Source organism: Deltaproteobacteria bacterium (assembly GCA_005879535.1).
GTDB lineage: Bacteria > Myxococcota > Myxococcia > Myxococcales > 40CM-4-68-19 > 40CM-4-68-19.
The window spans coordinates 189,930-208,956 of the sequence record VBKI01000053.1; the positions used below are offsets into that span (position 1 = coordinate 189,930).

Annotated in this window: 16 protein-coding genes and 1 pseudogene; all 17 read right to left on the reverse strand. The window is 69.6% G+C overall.

From position 1 onward, the window contains the following. Nucleotide 1 precedes the first annotated feature (1 nt). The gene (locus E6J58_08025; protein ID TMB39355.1) at nt 2-1,057 is read right to left on the reverse strand and encodes a glycosyltransferase family 4 protein; all 1,056 of its coding nucleotides are present in this window, start codon (nt 1,055-1,057) and stop codon (nt 2-4) included. Nucleotides 1,058-1,128: 71 nt separating this feature from the next. After that, nucleotides 1,129-2,724, reverse strand: a complete 1,596-nt coding sequence (locus E6J58_08030; GenBank protein ID TMB39356.1) for a DUF1957 domain-containing protein — start codon at nt 2,722-2,724, stop codon at nt 1,129-1,131. Further along, nucleotides 2,721-3,611 carry a DUF4912 domain-containing protein gene (locus tag E6J58_08035; protein ID TMB39357.1) on the reverse strand — a complete coding sequence of 297 codons (891 nt, stop codon included), beginning with the start codon at nt 3,609-3,611 and terminating at the stop codon, nt 2,721-2,723. Before E6J58_08035 ends, E6J58_08030 begins: the two co-directional genes overlap by 4 nt. A 112-nt stretch (nt 3,612-3,723) precedes the next feature. Beyond that, nucleotides 3,724-4,500, reverse strand: coding sequence for a tetratricopeptide repeat protein (locus tag E6J58_08040; protein TMB39358.1), 777 nt, complete (start codon nt 4,498-4,500; stop codon nt 3,724-3,726). A 129-nt stretch (nt 4,501-4,629) separates the two neighbouring features. Further along, nucleotides 4,630-5,778, reverse strand: a complete 1,149-nt coding sequence (locus E6J58_08045) for a thiolase family protein (protein TMB39359.1) — start codon at nt 5,776-5,778, stop codon at nt 4,630-4,632. Nucleotides 5,779-5,795: 17 nt separating this feature from the next. After that, nucleotides 5,796-7,085 (reverse strand): adenylosuccinate synthase, encoded by a 1,290-nt coding sequence (locus E6J58_08050; GenBank protein ID TMB39360.1) that lies wholly within the window; start codon nt 7,083-7,085, stop codon nt 5,796-5,798. A 13-nt stretch (nt 7,086-7,098) separates the two neighbouring features. Next, the gene (locus E6J58_08055; GenBank protein ID TMB39361.1) at nt 7,099-7,509 is read right to left on the reverse strand and encodes a hypothetical protein; all 411 of its coding nucleotides are present in this window, start codon (nt 7,507-7,509) and stop codon (nt 7,099-7,101) included. Beyond that, nucleotides 7,506-9,107 carry a phosphoglycerate dehydrogenase gene (locus E6J58_08060; GenBank protein ID TMB39362.1) on the reverse strand — a complete coding sequence of 534 codons (1,602 nt, stop codon included), beginning with the start codon at nt 9,105-9,107 and terminating at the stop codon, nt 7,506-7,508. The genes E6J58_08055 and E6J58_08060 overlap by 4 nt, the downstream gene beginning before the upstream one ends. Then, nucleotides 9,107-10,220: pseudogene (locus tag E6J58_08065) on the reverse strand (alanine--glyoxylate aminotransferase family protein). Before E6J58_08065 ends, E6J58_08060 begins: the two are co-directional and overlap by 1 nt. A gap of 37 nt (nt 10,221-10,257) precedes the next feature. After that, nucleotides 10,258-11,103: a 3-keto-5-aminohexanoate cleavage protein gene (locus E6J58_08070; protein TMB39363.1), complete on the reverse strand. Its 846-nt coding sequence runs from the start codon at nt 11,101-11,103 to the stop codon at nt 10,258-10,260. Beyond that, nucleotides 11,103-11,885 (reverse strand): crotonase, encoded by a 783-nt coding sequence (locus tag E6J58_08075; protein TMB39364.1) that lies wholly within the window; start codon nt 11,883-11,885, stop codon nt 11,103-11,105. Before E6J58_08075 ends, E6J58_08070 begins: the two co-directional genes overlap by 1 nt. A gap of 33 nt (nt 11,886-11,918) precedes the next feature. Continuing rightward, a complete protein-coding gene (locus tag E6J58_08080; GenBank protein TMB39365.1) occupies nt 11,919-12,326 on the reverse strand; it encodes a helix-turn-helix transcriptional regulator in 408 nt (135 codons plus the stop codon). A 39-nt stretch (nt 12,327-12,365) separates the two neighbouring features. Next, nucleotides 12,366-14,828: an LPS-assembly protein LptD gene (locus E6J58_08085; GenBank protein TMB39366.1), complete on the reverse strand. Its 2,463-nt coding sequence runs from the start codon at nt 14,826-14,828 to the stop codon at nt 12,366-12,368. Between the two features lie 9 nt (nt 14,829-14,837). After that, nucleotides 14,838-16,037, reverse strand: coding sequence for an AMIN domain-containing protein (locus tag E6J58_08090; GenBank protein TMB39367.1), 1,200 nt, complete (start codon nt 16,035-16,037; stop codon nt 14,838-14,840). A 23-nt stretch (nt 16,038-16,060) separates the two neighbouring features. Continuing rightward, nucleotides 16,061-17,311: an alpha/beta hydrolase gene (locus E6J58_08095; protein ID TMB39368.1), complete on the reverse strand. Its 1,251-nt coding sequence runs from the start codon at nt 17,309-17,311 to the stop codon at nt 16,061-16,063. An 89-nt stretch (nt 17,312-17,400) separates the two neighbouring features. Continuing rightward, on the reverse strand, nt 17,401-18,651 hold the full coding sequence (locus E6J58_08100; GenBank protein TMB39369.1) for a bifunctional folylpolyglutamate synthase/dihydrofolate synthase: 1,251 nt from the start codon (nt 18,649-18,651) through the stop codon (nt 17,401-17,403). Nucleotides 18,652-18,685: 34 nt separating this feature from the next. Next, nucleotides 18,686-19,027: acetyl-CoA carboxylase carboxyl transferase subunit beta (locus E6J58_08105; GenBank protein ID TMB39370.1), on the reverse strand; the 342-nt coding region annotated here is incomplete at its 5' end.

The following is a 19,027-nucleotide window of genomic DNA, read 5'->3' on the forward strand; positions in this document are numbered from 1 at the left end:
CTCAGCCCTCCGCTGCCGCGGCGTCGGCTGCGGCAACGAATGGCTCGGCCTGCGCCCGGCGGTACTGCTCGAGGTAGTCGTCGGCCATCCGCGCCGCCGACCAGCGCTGGATAGCCCCTGTGCGGATCCGCCGGCGGTCGAAGAGCTTGTCGGCGATCCGGGCGGCGGCCACCATCTCCGCCGGATCGTCGCAGATCACGCCGGTGATGCCGTCGTCGAGGATCTCCGGCACCGCTCCGCGCGACGTCCCCAGCACGGGAACGCCGCTCAACATCGCCTCGATGGTCACCAGGCCGAAGGGCTCTTCCCATTCGATTGGGAAGAGGAGCGCGCGGGCGCGGGCGAGCAGCGCGGCCTTGCGGCTGCCGCCCACGGGTCCGAGCTCGAGCACGCCGTGCCGCGCGATCAGCGGCTGCACCTCGGCATCGAAGTAATCGCGCTCATGCGGCTCGCCTGCCATCACCAGCGGCAGCCTGGCTCGGGAGGCGACCTCGATCGCCGCCGCCACTCCCTTTACCCGGTCGTAGCGCCCGAGGAAGAGCAGATAACCCTGGTCGTCCATCGGGCGATAGCGCGAGGGATCCAGGCCGTGGTGGACGACGGCAGCGACCTTGGCCGTCTCCTGCCGCGCCTGCGATCGGCTGATGGCGATCAGCCTCACTTCGGGCGTGCGCGCATAGAGGTCGCTGAGCTCTGGCACGTGATGGTGGTGGAGGGTGCAGATCACCGGCCAGGGAGAGATGCGCGCCATCTCCACTGCCGCCGGCGAGTGGACGTGGACGACATCGAAGCCGCGCGGATCGCGGGCGGCGTCGCGCAGCGACCAGGTGGCGTGGACCCGCTCGATGTCCCGGTCCGGCGGCCATTGCGCGGCCGGAAAGTAGGAGCGCACTTCGATTCCGGGAAGGTCGGAGTCGCCGGTCGCGTACACCACGACGTCCGTTCCCTTCGCCGTCAGTGCCTTGGCCAGCTCGGCGACCACGAGCTCGGTCCCTCCGTATCCCTTGGGGGGCACCGGCACGAAAGGCGTCGAGATGAGCGCCACCCGCAGCGTCATCGTCCCTCCGTTGAGGATTCAACGGAGCGAACGGTATGCATTCAACTACGGACAGGCACAGCGGACGGTCGTCAGGTGGGACGGTAGACGCGGTAGTCGATCTCCGGGAAGAGGTTGTCGCGCCCTTCCACGTTCGACAGCCAGCCTTCATCGATACCGGGACCCTTCAGCTGGTCGTAGAGCCGCGAGAAGCGTAGCAAGTGCTCGCGCGTCCGACGCACGGCATAGTCGACCATCGTGCCGGTCTTGATGATGAACGCCCAGTCGGACGACTGGGCGAGGAGCAGCTCCCGGGCTGCCTGGTTGAGCGCCCGGCGGGTGACTCCGCTCGCGTCGTGATGCATGCGCGCGAGCTCGATCATCCTCTCGGACGCCTTGTGTAGATAGCGGTAGATCCAGTCGTTGCCTTCGTCGAGCCACACCGCCGCGTACCCGCCGGCGCCCCACGAGGACATCGGCGGCTGCGCCAGCTGTTGCTCGGGGTGCTCGGAGAGATAATCGACCGGAGACTTCAGCCGCAGCACGTCCTGGTCGCGGGCGGCCTTGCGGATCAGATGGTCGAGGAAGATGGGGCCCTCGTACCACCAATGCCCGTACAGCTCGGCGTCGTACGGCGAGATCACGATCGGCGGAGGGCCCTCCCGGAACGAGGCCTGGAGAAACTCGATCTGCTTGGTGCGGTTGAAGAGGAAGTTGCCGGCGTGCGCCTCGGCGCGCGCCCGCGCCGCGGCGGGATCGTAGGGCTCCTTCTCTCCGAGAGCGACCTTGCCGGTGATCCGGAAGTACTTGATGCCGGTGTTCTTCCGGTCGCCGGTCGACTGGATGTAGGGCCGGATGTAGTCGTAATCGAGGTCCCAGCCGATGTCCCGGTAGAACTCGCGGTAGACGGGGTCCCCCGGGTATCCGTGCTCGGCGCTCCACACCTGCATCGAGCTCTCGGGATCCCGCGCGAACGCGGCGACGCCGCTCGGGGTGTACACCGGCGCGTACACTCCTCGCCGCGGCCGCGGCACGGCGTTCGCCAGCGCGTGCGAGTCGACGAAGAAGAAGCGGATGTTCTCGGCGGCGAGATAGCGATCGATCCCCGGCGCGTAGCCGCATTCCGGCAGCCAGATCCCTCGGGGGTCCCGCCCGAAGTGCATGCGGTAGTGCATGCAGGCGACCTGGATCTGCGCCCGGATCGACTCGGGATGGACCATCAGCGGCAAAAAGCCGTGCGTCGCGCCGCAGGTGATGATCTCCACCGCCCCGGCGTCCTGCAGACGCTTGAAGGCGCTCACCAGATCGCGCCGGTACCGATCGTGGAAGAGACGGCGGAGGTGGTAGAGGTGCTCGCGGTAGTGCCATGCGAGGGGTCCGAAGCGCGCGTCACCGCGGGTCCGGTGCACTTCCTTGTCGCAGAGCTCGCAGAGCGCATCGAGGCGCTTCGCGTACCGGGACATCAAGAGCTCGTCGCGGAGCATGCCGACGAGCGGCGGCGTCAGCGTCATCGTGATCCGGAAAGGGATCGCGTCGTCGACGCAGCGGTCGAACACCTCGAGCAGCGGAAGATACGTCTCGGTGATCGCCTCGTAGAGCCAGTCCTCTTCCAGGAACTCGGGATACTCGGGATGCCGCACGTACGGGAGGTGGGCATGAAGGACGATCGAGAGGGCGCCGTAGCTCACTGGTCGTCCCCATCCAGATCGGGGATCATGTGCGTCGCGCTCCAAGGCAGCTTGCCGCCCGGGCTCGAGCCGAACGGTCCGCCGACGCTCGACCCACTGAACGGACGCGGCTGCAGCCGCCGCTCCCAGCCCGCCGGCGCGGCGCCGCCGTAGTTGAGCGCGCGCCCTGCGGAGATGCCTGAGGCGATCGGCTGGTCGAGCGCCAGACGCAGGTAGAACGCCTCGAGCTGGTCGGAGGGAATCGCCGGAGGCAGCCGGATCGGCCTGGCGGCCCGCATCAGCCTGGCGCCGCGCTCGCCCACCGCCCACAGCTCCGGTCGAAGCTCGATCCCTGCGGGCAAGTCGCGCACGTACCACCCGCGGGCGTCGAGGTGCACTTCGGTCTCGCGCACCAGCTCGCCGCTGCCGTTCCGCGCGTTCCACAGCTTGAGCACGGAGCGGGCCGGGCCGAGGCCCATGAAGGCCTGCTCGATCTGCTGCGGCGAGAAGTCCCAATAGACGAACAGGGTCGTCGGATCGCGAACCAGCCCCACGAGCCGCGCATCCCCGTAGGCCCAGGGAAGCTCTCCCAGCCCTTCGTTGACGTGTCCGTGCTCCGGCTGTGGCGCCGCGGCTGCCGGCGTATGGACGCGGACGTCGGACTCCGGAACGATGCCCGGCGGCGAAAGCGGAATCCCGGGGTGCGAAGGTTCCCCGCGGTGCTGGTCGTGCACTTCCTGCGCGCTGCCCCGCTCCTGCCCGTTCTTCGCCGGCGGCGCGGGCGCTGCGGCCGTGCGGGCCGTATCCGGAGCCGGCCGGTCCGGAGGATCCGGCGTCGGCGAAGCAACGTCAGGTGTCGCACCCGATTCAATGGGCGCGCCAGCGCTGGATTTCGAACGTTTCGTCATCGGATGTGGTTCGGAGTACGACCGCGCCGCGAGACATAGATCGCAGCCAGCCTGCGCGCAACGCTTCCTCGCTCAGCCGCGTCACGGCAGCGACACGGGGTTGTGCGAAGAGCTACGGACCCGTCAGCGACTGCGCGTTGCGCAAAGCATAGTCCCGGAGCGCTGACTGCACATCTGGCGCAGGGCTGCTCGCATACTCCCGGTAGAGCTGGGCAGCCCTGCTCGGTTGACCGAGCGCACGGTACGCCTCGGCGAGCCCGAACAGCGGCGAGGCAAGCGACGGATCCGCCCCGCGCGCAGCGGAGTAGTCGGCGGCAGCCGAGTCGTAGTCGAGCAGACCCATCCGGGCGGACCCGCGCGCAACGAGCGCCACGGCATATCCGGGCTTGCGGCGGAGCGCCTCATCCAGGGCGGTCAGGGCCTCGCTGTAGTTGCGCTCATTGATCATCCGGACCGCCACGGTGTAGCGCTCGCGAGCGCCCGCTTCGTCGACCGCGGGCTTCGGCGGAGCCATCTCGGGCTGCGACGGAGCGGTCTCGCGCTGCGACGGGGCGTAGCTGGCGATCCGCGCGGCGTCGGCGGCCGGCTTCGGCGGAGCGAGCGCCGCCATCCTCTCCCGCGAGGCGCCGATGCCCTGCTGTGCCCTTGCGTTCCTCGGCTCGAGACGGAGGGCGCGCGAGAACGATTCCACGGCCTCCAGGTCGTGCCCCATGCGCGCGTAGGTTTCGCCGAGCTTCACCCAGACGGTGGCGCTGCCCGGGTCCTCGCGCGTCAGGTCTTGGTAGGCGAAGAGCGCGTCGCGGAAATCCCTGGCCGCGAGCGCTTTGTCACCCGCGCTCACCAGCGAGAGGGCGTCGGCGGCGAGCAGGACGGCGACAAAGAAGGACATGCCTGGAGAGTACCGGCGGATCCGGCGGGACCAAAATTCGCGGCCCGCGCACCCGGGACCACCGTCGCGCACAACAGGCCGTGCCAAGAGCAATAGCGCCAAACCCCGCAGCTCCGCTGCGGGGAGGCGCTAGTCGATCTTACGGTCGATGATGGTCGCGATCCCCATCCCGTAGCCAATGCACAGCGTGATCAGCGCCCGCCGCTGCCCGGTCCGCTCCAGCTCGTGCAGCGCGGTGGCGAGCAGCATTGCACCGGTCGCGCCCAGCGGATGTCCGAGCGCAATCGCACCGCCGTTGGGATTCACCTTCTCCATGGGAATCCCCAGCTCCTGCGCGACGACGATGGGCACCGGCGCGAAGGCCTCGTTGATCTCGAAGATGTCGATGTCGTCGATCGACAGCTCGGCCTGCGCCAGCGCCTTTCGGGCGGCCGGGATCGGTCCGGTCAGCATCAGCACCGGGTCGCTGCCCGCGACCGACATGGAGATGATGCGCGCGCGCGGCTTGAAGCCGAGCGACCGCGCCCGGCCCTTCGAGGCGATCACGACCGCGGCGGCGCCGTCGACGATCCCGGAAGAGTTGCCGGCGTGCAGGACGCCGTCCTCCTTGAACGACGGCTTCAGCGCAGCCAGCGCCTCGAGAGTGGTGCCCGGGCGAGGATGCTCGTCGCGGTCGAAGGTCCGCTCGCCGAGCTTGAGCGGAAGGATTTCGCGGGAGAACCAGCCGTGCTCGATGGCGTTGGCGGCCTTGCGCTGCGAGGAGACCGCGAACTCGTCGAGCTGGCGGCGGCTGTATCCCCACTTCGCGGCGATCATCTCCCCGGAGAGGCCCTGCGGCACGAGATTGGGCCACTGCTCCACCAGACCGGGCGAGGCGGGGCCGTCGCCCCCGATGGCATCGGACCCCATCGGCACCCGCGTCATGTGCTCGACTCCGCCGGCCACCACCAGCTGTGCGGCGCCGCTGCCCACCGCCTGTGCGCCGAAATTCACTGCCTGCAGGCCGGAGCCGCAAAAGCGGTTCACGGTGGTGCCGGGCACTTCGACGGGGAGGCCCGCCGCCAGCACCGCTCCACGGGCGACGTTCATCCCCTGCTCGCCCACCTGCGTGACGCATCCCATGATCACGTCGTCGACGTCCTCGGGCCTCACGTTGGCGCGCTCCAGCGCGCCGGTCAGCGTGCGCGCCAGCAGATCGACAGGGTGCAGCGACGAAAGCGCGCCCTTCCGCTTGCCACGGGCGGTCCGGACCGCATCGATGATGATCGCTTCTCCCATGCTTCCGCCCTCATCCCTCAGGGATGCCGAAATGGATTCTTGCGAACGATGGTCTGGGCCCGCTCGGCGCCAACCGACACGGCGATGGTTTCGACGCCGACGAGCTGCTCGACGCGCTCGATGTACCGCCGGGTATTCTCGGGCAGCTCCCGGTACTCGCGCTGATCCCCGAGCCGCTCCTTCCAGCCTGGCAGCTCCTCGTAGATCGGCTGGGCCTGCTCGAGCAGCTCGGGGTCGGAGGGGAACTCGGTGACGGTCTTTCCGTTGGGAAGCTTGTAGCCGATGGCGACCATCAGCTTCTCGAAGCCGGTGAGCACGTCCAGCTTGGTCATCGCCAGCCCGGAGAGCCCATTCACCCGCGCCGCGTAGCGCAGGACCAGGGCGTCCAGCCATCCGCACCGGCGCGGGCGCCCGGTGGTGGCGCCGAACTCCGCGCCGATCTTGCGCAGCTTGTCGCCGGTGGCGTCGGTCAGCTCGGTCGGAAGCGGGCCGTTGCCGACCCGCGTGGTGTACGCCTTGGTGATTCCAATGACCGAGTGGATGGCCGTCGGACCCAGTCCCGCTCCGACGGCGGCATTGCCGGCGACGGTGTTCGACGAGGTGACGTACGGATACGTACCGTGATCGATGTCGAGCAGCGTCCCCTGGGCGCCCTCGAAGAGGACGGCGCGGCCTCTCGCCACCTCGTGGGAGAGGACCTCGCTCGCGTCGCCCACGTACGGGCGCATGCGCTCGCCGAGCTCCAGCGCCCACTCGATCAGGGGCTGCAGCTCGCAAGTCTCGCCGCCCAGGGCCTTGATCTGCGAGTTGGCCTCCTTCAGGCGATCGTCGAGCTTGTTTTGCAGCGCCGGCGGCTTGAGGAGGTCGCGGATGCGGATCCCGCGGCGGGCTACCTTGTCCTCGTAGCAGGGGCCGATTCCGCGACCGGTGGTGCCGATGGCCTTCTGTTTCTCGCGGCCGGCGTCGATGCGCTTGTGGTACGGCAGGATCACGTGGGCGTTGTCGCTCACCACGAGCTGCGCCGGGTCGGCGAGCAGCCCGCGGCTGCGGAGAAGATCGATCTCCTCCATCAGCGCCTCGGGATCGACCACCACGCCGTTCCCGATGATGCACTTCTTGCCCGGGTGCAGGACGCCGCTCGGGACGAGGTGGAGCACCGTCTTCACGCCGCCGACCACCAGCGTGTGCCCGGCGTTCGCCCCTCCCTGGTAACGCACCACCACGTCGGCCCAGGAGGTGAAGAGGTCGACGACCTTCCCCTTCCCTTCGTCGCCCCACTGCGCGCCGACGATCACCACGTTGGACATGGAGATGTCCCTATCACGGGGGCGCGCCGCGGCGGTACGTGGCTGGAGTCGCGCCCTGCTCCTGCAGCTCGGAATGATCCGCCGATGCTTCGAAGACGCGCTCGGTCAGCGCGCCGCCCGATCCGCGGATGAAGATCGAGATCGAGCGGCCGGCCGGGGAGAACTCGCCCCGCGCGGTCACGGTGGGCGGCTTGCCCGAGAGCACCGCTGCCTCCTTGGGCGCGTTGAAGAGCAGCCAGTCCTTGGGAGCCGACTGACGTTCCCAGGTTCCCACCAGCCAGGAGATGTCCGCTCCCGCCGTGGACACGGCGGGCGGACCCGCATCGACCGGCGCCGCGGCCCTGGGGGCGGCGGCATGCTGCTCTTGCCGCCCGCGAGAGCACCCGAGCAGGAGCGCGATGGCCAGCGCGGCGGTCGGCTTCACAGGTTGACCTGATGCACGCTGCGCACGTTCGGGAGCTTGCGCAGACGCTCGAGCACGTCGGGCGCGGCGACCGAGTCGACGTTCACCAGCGCCAGCGCCTCTCCGCTCTTCCGGTCGCGGGCGAGAGCGAACTGGGCGATGTTCACCTGCGCCTCACCCAGCGTCCGCCCGACGTTGCCGATCACGCCGGGCTTGTCGTCGTTGTGCATGACGAGGATTGCGCCGTCCGGCACGGCCTCCAGCTCGAACTTGTCCACGCGGACGAGGCGCGGCTCCCGCTTTCCCACGATGGTCCCGGACACCGAGGTGGTCATCTCCTTGCCGCAGCGCAGGCGGACCGTGAGGAGGCTGGCGAAGTCGGGCGTATCGCTGGTCTTCACCTCCTGCACCGAGAGCCCCCGCTCGCGCGCCAGCGCTGGAGCCGAAACCTCGTTGACCGGTTCGGCGAGGAACGTGCCGAGAACGCCCTTGAGGACCGCGGCGGTGAGCGGCGCCGTCGGGTGCTGCGCCACCTCGCCGGCGTAGGCGATCTCGATCTGCTCGGGCGCGCCGCACGCGCCCTGCGTCGCGAGCTGGCCGGCGAACGTGCCCAGCTTCGCCGCCAGGCGGAGGAAGGGTCCCAGCCGCTCCAGCACCTCGCCGGTCACCGAAGGCACGTTCACGGCGTTGCGGACGGTCCCCGTGGTCAGGTACTCGACCATCGCCTCGCAGACGATCACCGCGACGTTCTGCTGCGCGTCCTCGGTGCTGCCGCCGAGGTGCGGGGTGCCGATGAAGTTCTCGCAGGCGAAGAGCGGGTGATCGGCGGGCGGCGGCTCCGTCTCGAAGACGTCCAGTGCCGCGCCACCCAGCCGCTTCGACTGGAGCGCCCCGGCCAGCGCCTTTTCGTCGACGAGGCCGCCGCGGGCGCAGTTGATCAGGAGCGCTCCCGGCTTCATCTGCGCGATCTGCGCCGCGCCGATCATGTTCTTCGTCTGTTCCGTCAGCGGGACGTGCAGCGTGATGGCGTCGCTGCGGCGGAAGATCTCCGCCAGCTGCACCAGCTCGACGCCCAGCTTCGCCGCCGCCTCTTCGCTGAGGAACGGGTCGTAGGCGATCACCTTGAGCCCGAACGCCTTGGCACGCTGGACCACCAGGGCGCCGATGTTCCCGGTGCCGATCACGCCCAGCGTCTTGCCGAACAGCTCCCGCCCCGAGGCGAATTTCTTCTTCTCCCACTTGCCGCCGCGGGTGCTCTGCGAGGCATCGGCGACCTGGCGGGCGAGCGCGAGAAGGAGCGCGACGGTGTGCTCTGCGACGGAGACGCTGTTGCCGCCGGGGGCGTTCATCACCACCACGCCACGACGGGTGGCAACGTTGAGATCGATGTTGTCCACGCCCGTGCCAGCCCGCCCGATCACCCGCAGCCGGGTCGCCGCTGCAAGCAGATCGGAGGTGACCTTGGTCGCGCTGCGGACCGCGAGCGCGTCATACCCGCCGATGACCTCCCTCAGCTCGGCGGGCTTCAGTCCGGTGCGGAAGTCGACCTGCGCCCCGGGGATGCGCTCGAGAATGGTCTTCGCCTCGGGAGAGAGATCGTCGGAGATGAGGATGCGCATCAGCGGCCTCCGGCGAACGATTGCTGCGCGGCCGCCAGTCCCGCTCCGAGCTCTACGCGGGCCCCGAGGTCGTGCAGGCCGCGCTCGACGGCGCCGATCACCACCAGCATGTCGAAGTCGTCGAAGTATCCGAGGTGGGCGATGCGGAAGATCCTTCCCTTGGCGCCGTCCTGCCCGCCCACGAGCTTGATCCCGTATCGGTTGAAGAGGTGCTTGACGAGTTTTTCGGAATCGACCCCGTCGGGCGCCACCACGGTGGTCATCGCGGACGAGGGGCTCTTCGAATAGAGCGTCAGCCCCAGCGCCTGCATGCCGGCGCGCGCCGCCCGGGCCATCCGTTCATGGCGCGCGAAGACGTTCTCCAGGCCCTCCTCGCGGAACATGGCGAGCGACTCGTCGAGGCCTTCCACCAGCGCGATGGCGGGCGTCCACGCCGTCTGGTTCTTGCGCTGGTTTTCGCGCTCGCGCTTGATGTCGAAGTAGAAGCGAGGCAGATCGGCCGACTCGTTCAGCTTCCACGCCTTCTCTCCGGCGGCGAGGAAGGCGATCCCCGGCGGCAGGCCCAGGGCCTTGTGCCCGGCGCTGACCAGCACGTCGATGCCCCACTCGTCCACTGATGGCATCGACCACCAGGATGGCGCCGGTCTTCGCCGTCACCTGGGCGAGCTCGCGGATCGGGTGGTAGACGCCGGTGGAGCTCTCGTTGGCCTGGACGTACACGGCCTTGGCTTGCGGGTTCTCGCGCAGCGCGCTCGTCACCGCCGCCGGGTCGACGGGATGTCCCCATTCGCACTTGAGCGTGACCGCGTTCACCCCGTACGCCTTGGCGAACTTGCCCCAGCGCTCCCCGAACTTGCCGCCGTCGACGACCACGGCGGTGTCGCCCTTGCGCAGGAAGTTCACGAAGGCGGCCTCCATCGCGCCGGTCCCGCTGGCCGCGAACACGAGGACGTCCTGCTTCGTCTGGAAGAGCCAGCCCAACCCCTCGCGCACGCGGCCGAAAACGGCCTCGAACTCCGGCGAGCGGTGGTGGACTATGGGCCGCGCCATCCGCAAGGAGAGCCTCTCCGGGACGGGCGTCGGACCAGGGGTGAGCAGGCGGATCTTCTTCACGGCGCTCCTCCTCAGCGGTGAAGGTTGGATAGGGGTGTTAGCGCGGCGTGTCAAGACGCCGCTGCGTCGAGGGCTCGCGGCCGATGTCCCGGGCCATCCGGACCGCCTTCTCGACCAGCTCGCCGTTGGAGCGCGCCATCCGCGTTCCCTGGACGTCGAGATAGAAGTTGTCTTCCAGGCCGACGCGTACGTTCCCGCCCAGCGCCAGCGCCGCACAGACCATCCGCCACTGCTCGTGCGAGATGCCGATCACCTCCCAGGTGCTGCCTTCGGGCGCCTCGCGGGCCTGCACCGCGAGGTTCTCGGCGGTGGCGCGGATGCCTCCGAGGACGCCCATGATGAAGCTGAACTGCAGCGGCCGCTTGAGCAGGTCCTTGTCGAGCAGCGGCCAGACGGAGTTGGTGTGGCCGACGTCGAAGCATTCCAGCTCCGGCTTCACCCCGGCTTCCTTCATGACGGCGAGCAGATACGAGATGTCCCGGAACGGGTTCTCGAAGACGAAGTCGAAGACGAACTCCTTCCGCTTCGCGGAGTACTTCGCGTAGTTCATCGAGCCCATGTTCAGCGCGCCGAGCGCGGGGCGCACCTGGGCGATGTGCGCGACGCGGCCCTCCATCGGACCGAGGCCGCCGGTGGAGAAGTTGAGGATCACCGGGCAGCGCCGTTCGACCTCGCGCCGGATCGCGGCGTAGACGGCCGGCTCGTAGGTCGGGCTACCCTCGTCCGTGCGGGCGTGGATATGGACCACCGCGGCCCCTGCTTCGTACGCGCGGCGCGCTTCCTCGGCGATCTCCTCCGGCGTGTACGGGACCCACGGGCATTGGTCGCGGTTGGCGAGCACGCCGGTCAGCGCACAGGTGACGACGACCTTGTCCAGGCCCATCAGCGTCCCTTGAATTCCGGCGGGCGCTTCTCCAGGAACGCGGCGATGCCCTCCGCCGCATCCTCGAGCCGCGCATTGATCGAGAGCTGGGCGCAGAGCGCCTCGAGCTGCGCTTCGTAAGGAAGGTCCTGCGTGGCGTAGAACGCGCGGCGGCCGAGACGCAATGCAGCAGGGCTTTTGCGGACGAGAAGATCGAGCAGCTCGCCCACGGCGTCCGACAGCCGGGGGCGCGGCACCACGCGATTGACGAGCCCGAGCGAGAGCGCTTCCGCGGCGTCGATGCGGCGTCCGGTCAGCGCCAGCTCCAGGGCGGCCCGCCGCCCGATACAGCGCGACAACGGCGCCAGCGCCATGTACGGGAAGAGGCCCACGTCCACCTCGGGCGTTCCGAACTGCGCATCGTCGACGGCGACCGCGAGATCGCAGGAGGCGAGCAGCCCCATGCCGCCTCCGATGACGGCGCCGTTCACCACCGCGACGACGGGCTTGCCCAGCCGGGAGAGCTCCGCCAGCAACCCCGCGTAGGCGCGCCGCGCTTCGTACGCCTCGATCCCGGAGGCTTCCGACGCTGCGGCGCTGGAGGCGAGATCCATACCGGAGCAGAAAGCCTGCTCTCCGGAGCCAGTGACGCAGATGACGCGGGCCTGCGCGTCGGCATCGGCCCGCACGAGAGCGCCCCGCAACGTCGCGATGAGCTCGCTGGAAAGCGCGTTGCGCTGCGCAGGCCGATCGAGGACCAGCCAGCGCGCCGCTCCCCGCGGTTCTTCCCGAAGCCCGGACATGGGACCCCACGGTGCCGGGGTACGGCCGCAGCGTCAAGCGGCGAACATCGTGCGGACCACGGAGACGAGCCGATCGACGTCGCGCTTGCCGAGATTGTGCTTCCGGCACGCGTCGATCAGCGGCCGATACATCGCTTCGACGTTGGCGCTCTCGCGATCGTCGAGGAAGAGATCGGCCATCCGGACTTCCAGCGCTTCGGCGATGGCGGCGAGCGTCTCCAGGTGCGGGGAGCGCTCGCCGCGCTCGATCATCGAGAGGAAAGAGACGCTGATCCGCGCACGCTCGCTGAGATCCTCCTGCGTCATGCGCCCGGAGCGCGACATCCGGAGCTGGCGGATCCGGCGCCCGACTTCCCTGACCACGGTCGAGTGGATAACTCGCTCCGACGCCCTTCGCCCGGTTCGCTGCAACGGGAAGTTACCTACCAACGGGACTGCCATTTTCAAAGACACCGCCAGTGAAATCCAGTTGCGAAACGTTTAAAATGTCGCGAACGACCCCAGGGATTTCAAGTCGATGCGAAACGCGAAGCCCGGGGCGCGGAGCAGCCGCAGATCGTGGAAGGGCACGCTGGCGGAGAGCTGCAGGCCCGCGCAGCGGCAGGGCGTCTCCAGCGTGACCGAGACCGCGTGCGTCCAGTTCGCGAAGTCGACCGGCGTGTCGCCTGGCGTGTGCGTCACGTCGTAGGCGAGGCGGAGCCCGAGTGGCAGCGGTCCCGAGACTCCGGCGTTCGCGCTGCCGGTCAGCGCGGAGGAAGCGGAGGCGAACCGGGCCGCCGAGAAGAGCTCGTCGATCCCGCCGCGAAGCCGCTCGCTCGAGGCGCCGCGGAGCATCTGGATCGAGGTGTGCACCTCGTCGCCACGGGGATCGCGGATGCCGGCGGAAGCCCCGAAGGCGGAGATCTCGTGCAGCGACCAGTCGTACCGCACCGCCCCCGTCAGATTCCCGCTTCCCACCTGTACCGACGCGACGGCGCTCCCCTCACCAAGCCGGGCTCTGCCTCCTCCTGCCCAGAGGAGCGCGTCCTGGAGGAGATCGAAGCGGAGGATGCGCCCCGCGGTGCGCCCCGGCCGCGTCCACACGGACTGGGAGATCGAAGCCGTCGCCTCGACGGCGCCGCTGGCGGGGGCGGCCGAGTCGATTTCGTCGTAGGGTCGCCGCGACGCCGGCACTCCGGCGATCCGCTGATTGAGCGGGAGCTCCGGCCGCTGATCGGCTCCAAGCCCCTGCTCTGCGTTGTCGGGACGCGCTGCGAACGTCGACCCGCCCGCGTCGGTGAGGTCGCCGATCGGTGGCCCGCCGGACTGCAGCGGCTTGCTCAGCGCCCGCACCGCGAAGGCCGGCTCGATGCGGTGCAGCGCGCTTCCATAACGCCTCTCCAGCGGAAGCGCCGCGCTGGCTCCGAGCAGGGCGTAGGCGCGCGTCCGGTTCCGGTCGGAATAGCCTTCGAGGATCCAGCCGTCGACGCGGCCGCCTCCTTCGAGGCGGAGGTCGACGGGAAACGTCGGCGAACCCGACAAGGTGATCCGCGGGGCGAGATCGAGGCGCAGCGCCGGCGCGCGCGACGGGTCGCCGGAGCCGACCTGCGGATCGATGGCGCGGTCGGTCAAGCCGAACCCGGTCGTCCGCTCGAGGGAGTCGGGCTTGCCGAAGCGCCCGAATTGGACTGCGCTGGCTTCCACCGCGAAGGTCGCCGGTCCGATCGGCGTCGGAGCGAGCTGCGCAAACACGGCTGGCAGCCTCTGGAAGGTCGTGCCCGCGTCTCGGCCGAACAGGCGCCGATCGGGCACCGCCGGGTTGGCGATGCGCATGTCCTGCATGAGCGTCGCATCGGCTCCGACCGTGAGCGGTCCCCTGGCGCTCCACAGACCGACGTCGGTGGTGAACAGATCGTACGAATTTTCGATCGATTGCGCCGCCTGGTCCCGCAGGGCCATCACGTCGCTGACGGCGATTCCGGAACCGGCGAAGGTGGCTCCGCCCGCCTCCGTCCGGTGCGCCAGATGCGCGATGCCTCGCGCCCCTCCGTACCCGCGGCCCGGTCCGGCGCCCCCCGGGTCGTGCTGGTCGAGGTCGTAGAAGAGGTCCAGCGCCAGCGAACCGGAGGTTCCCTCCACAGGAGCGTAGCGGCCTTCGAGGCCGAGGCGGGGTCCTTTGATCGAACGCAGCCCCGGAGCTTCCTGGTGCGCGTGCCCTCCCGTGTACCAGCCCGGCGCCACCGTCACGTCGTAGCTGCGGCCCAGCGTGAGGAAAATGGGCTGGGCATAGGTGAAGCCGATGGGCCCGCCGTATCCGATCACCGGGGCGAGAAGGCCCGATTGCCGGTTGGTCAGCGGCAACGAGAGCGGAAAGAGCGGTAGCGCCGCTCCGAGCAGATGCAGGCGGACGCCGCGGAGGTCCGCGCGGTCGTCGCCGATCTCGGCGGTCCGGGCCCAGAGCTCGTAGTCGGGCTCGCCGGCGCAGTCGCAAGGCGTCAGCGAGACGTCCTCGGCGAGGAACCGGCCGCGCTGCAGCTGCCGCACGCGGGCGGCGTGCAGCGTGAGCGTGTTGGCGCCGGAGCGCGGCGCATCGGGATTGGCGGGTCGCTCCTTGAGGAAGAGCACGGCCTTCGACAGCTCGGCGGTGTGGGAGTTGAGGTCCACCACGGCGGCGTCGGCGAGGAAGACCTGCCGATCCTGCACGCCAAGCACGCCGCCTTCGAGCCAGAGGACGCCCCGGGCCCGATCCAGCGTCCCCGAACCGGCGCGGAGCAGCCCGGGCCCGCGTCGTGCAACGACGTGCCCTTTCAGCTGCAGGAGTTGTTTCTCCCAGGCGTACGAGATGCGGTCGGCCGCGATCTCGACCTCGCTGCCTGGAGGACCTGCGAAGAACCGGTTTTGCGCCCGCACCGGCCGCGCCAGGGCGATCACGGCAAGGGCAGCCGTCGCGGCAACGCGGAGCACGTAGAGCGACTATTGAGGCGCGGAGAAGGTCACCGTCAAGACCGAGCCGGTTTGAGCGAGCTGATACTCGGCATGCTCGCGAAGCTCGATCCGCACGTCGGTGCCGCCGGGCACCAGCATGGGCACCACGCGCTGGACGGCGCCGCCGAAGAATCGCGTGTCGAGCGGACGGCGGTTGTTTGGCAGGGGAATCGCGGCGCTGGGGAGGTGCAGCAACACCGCGGAAGCGTCGTCGCTCACCCCGTACTCGAGCGGCTGGTCGCTGCGGACGATCACCTCGCCGCCGCGGACGGGACGGAAGCCGATGCCGGTGATCCGATGGCCCCGGGCAGCCGGGTGAGACGGTGCGACGGAAGGCGCGTCCGCGGGCTCGGCGGTTCTTTCCACCGCGGCGGGCGGCTTGGGGCCGGCGGGCGTCTCCGCGGCGGCGGGCGTCTCCGCGGCGGCGGGCGCTTTCGGGGCGGCGGGCGGCTCCATGGCGGGCGGCGGCTCCACCGTGGGCGGCTCCATGGCGGCGACCGTCTTCGCGGCGGAGTCGACCGCTGGTTCGGGGGCGGGCTTCGGCTGCGGCTGCGCGGGTTGCTTCATCGCCACCTTCGCGCCGCTCTTTCGCCCGAGCTTTCGGGCTGCCTTCTCCTCCGCTTCCCGGTGCCGCTGCTCCGCGAGAGTCTTCTTCAGGGCCTCCGCCTTTTCCGCCGGGGTGCGGGGCCGCGAAGCGGCGGCGTCTTCCGGCGGTTGCGGAGGCTTCGATCCGACCAGCGAGACCTTGGGCAGCGATGCGACCTTTTCCGCCTCGCCGTCGGCGGGCGCGTCGGCCGTTCGGACCGCGCCGGGCCGCGGAACGCGAACCTCCACGCGCTTGCCGTCGGCCCGGACGTCGAACTCCGCGTCTACCGACAGCTCGATGACGATGCGGACGGTCCGCAATCCCGCCTGCGCGATCGCGGCGCGGCGAAGCGTGCCGTCCTCGATCTCCAGCTCGCGCTCCTCGGCGGCGATCTCGGCGTCGGCGAAGTCGACCACGACACGCGGCGGCGAGAGCAGCTTCATGGTGGTGAACGAAAGCGGGCGATCGCCGTCGATTTCGACGGAGCTCGCGCGGTCGTCGCCGTGTGCGCGGATGCCCAAGACCCGGCCCTGCTCTTCAGCGGCCGCGCCCAACGCCAGCGCCAGCGCGCCGCACGCGAGAGTGAAGGTTTTCCGTCTCACGCACCTGGAACGCTAACACGCGGTCAGGACTCACCCAAAAGACCGACAGGCCCGAGGCGCGAGCGCCGCGCAGCGTATTCCACCAGGTCCTTCACGTCCGCACAGATCTGGTGGATGTCGGTGCCCATGGTGAGCTCGAGGTGGCTGTTCTCCTTCACCGGGCGCCAGAGCAGGTATTCGCTGCGCGCCGCGCGATAGATGCCGTGCGTGCTGCTGGCAGAGGCGATCTTGTCGAGGTCGCCGAAGAAGATTGCCATCGGGATCGAGATGTCGCGGAAGTGCGCCTTGTAGTCGTAGCCGGTGCGGTAGCACTTCATCTCGTCGTTGCGGATCCAGCGGGCGAACTGCTCCATCACCCGCCGCGGCTCCTTCTCGCCGCCCTGCGAGAGCAGCCAGCGGAAGTCCTCGGCGGTGACGCGGCTCGGGTTGAGCAGCGAGCCGATGTAGCGCGAGATCAGCTCGTACCGGCGGAGATTGTTCTCGGTGGCGGCGCGCGCGAGCGTGCGGAGGAAGGCGTCCACCGGGACGTGGTTGAACTGGATGGGCTTGAATTCGCTCTGCGGGTCGGCCAGCAGATTCGCGGCGCGGGCGAGGAACCGCACCTTGCGCAGCATGGCGGCGGCGCTATGCCGCGTCCGTCCGGCCACGCTGGCCGCGCGGCAGGCGGCGTCGAGAAGTGGACCCATCAGCGCCGGCCCGAACAGCGCCGCGGCGCGCAGGCCGAGGAACCCGCGGCCGATGTCGCTCGGCGCCCCGATGGCCACGAGTCCCGCGAGATCGTCGTGGCAGCCCGCGTAGCCGTACCCCAGCATGCCGCCCATGCTGGCGCCGAGGTAGAAGATCCGGGAACGGCCAGTCACCTTCTTCACCGCCGCGACGGCTGCCGGAACGTCGTAAAGGAAATAGCTGTCGATGTCCCAGTCCCAGTCCAGGTCCCGCGGTTGAAGCCCTCGCTTGCGCTGGAGCTCCCGGTTCGACAGGCCATGCCCGCGGAGCTCCACGATGTGGATGTCCGCCCCGTACGCGAGCAACTGCTTGACGAAGTCGCCGCAGGTGAAGGCATGCCGGTTCTGCGACCAACCCGGCACCAGCAGCATCGGCTGCCCAAAGATCGGCTGATCCCACGGCTGCGAGACCGGCTTGTACCGGGAGATCTGGAGCACCCACCCGTCGTCCGTGGGCGCGTCGTAGATCTCCTTCGAATACAGCGATTTGAACGCGATGCGGTCGAGGTCGCTTTGCGCGGGTGGGAACTGGACGTCGAGGCGGCGCATGGCTCCTTTCGAACCCGTCGCGGCCTCGAACCCCCCTGGGTCCGCGCGTACCCTAAGTTAGGGTGGGTGTGACGGTGTGGCAAACTCGCTTACAACCGCTCGGCCGGCATTGTCGAGTGGCGTTCTCCGAGCAGGAGGGCGCGCGCCTCCCCGGCCAGGTAGAGCGACCCGCAACAAAGCACCACGCCGGGCCGGTCGCGGGCCGTGGCGAGGGCCGCCGCCACGTCCGGATGGACCTGGCCCGGACGGATGAGCGACAGCTTCTCAGGCGGCATCGCCCGAGGCGACGAGGGCGCGCAGTAGTGGACGGATCGGGCGAGCGGAGCGAGCGCGTCCAGCATTGCCGCCGCGTCCTTGTCCTCCAGCGCGCCGAAGACCAGGTGGAGTGGACGACCCCGCAGGAGCCGCGGAAGGGCGTGCGCAAGGGCGCGCGCCGCATGGGGATTATGGGCGCCGTCCACGTAGACGTTTCCGAATGACTCGAGTCGCGCCGGCCAGCGGGCGGATTGCAATCCGGTCTCCGCGTGCCGCGCGTCGCACAGCCCGCTGGCCTCCAGCAGTGCACAGGCCAGCGCCGCATTGGCTCGCTGGTGGCGTCCGGAAAGGCTCGGCTGCGCCCGCACCGTCCAGCGCGGGCCGGCATAGCAGAACGGTTGGTCGTCACGGCTCTCGAACCGATAGTCGCGGCCGGGGCGCCAGAGCGAAATGCCGAGCGCGTCCGCGCGCTCCTGCAGCGTCTGCGCGGCCTGCCTGGGCTGCCCTGCCGAGACCGCGGGTGCGCGGGGTTTGAAGATGCCCGCCTTTTCCCGGGCGATGTGCGCCAGCGTCGGCCCCAGGTATTGCGTGTGCTCGAGCCCGAGCGCGCTCACCCCGCATGCCCGGGGCTCGACCACGTTGGTGGCATCGAGCCGCCCGCCGAGCCCGACTTCCACGACCATCACCTCCACGTCGCGGAAGGCGAGGAAGGCCATCAGCGTGACGATCTCGAAAAACGTCAGCCCGGGGTCCTCGAGCGCCCAGGGGACGCGCGCGCGCAGCTCTTCGAGCAACTCGCATGCCCGCCCCTCGGAGATGGGCGAGCCGCCGAGGCGGATGCGCTCGCAGAAATGGTTCAGGTGCGGGCTGGTGTAGAGGCCCGTGCGGAGGCCCGCGGCGCGGAGGGCGGCCTCGGTGAAGGCGCACGTCGATCCCTTTCCGTTGGTGCCCGCGACGTGCAGCACGGGCGCGCCACGCTCGGGGTTGCCGAGAAGCGCGCAGGCCTCGCGCATCCGCTCGAGGCCGAGCTTCACCCCGAAGTTGCCGCGGACGAAGAGCAGCCGCTTGAGCTCCTCGAAGGTCATCGCGAGTGTGCGAAGAGGAGGGTGCGCGCGCCGCTCACGCCAGCAGGCCGAGGAGCTGCGCGAGCCGGTCGCGCATCTCCTTGCGATGCACGATGGCGTCGATCATCCCGTGCTTGAGCAGGAACTCGCTGGTCTGGAATCCTTCGGGGAGCTTCTGCCGGATGGTCTGCTCGATCACGCGGGGGCCGGCGAAACCGATCAGAGCGCGCGGCTCGGCGAGGATCACGTCGCCGAGGAAGGCGAAGGAGGCGGCCACGCCGCCGGTGGTCGGATCGAGGAGCACGCTGATGTACGGCTTCTGCACCTGGCGGAAGCGGGCCAGCGCGGCCGACGACTTCGCCATCTGCATCAGCGAGAAGATGGCCTCCTGCATGCG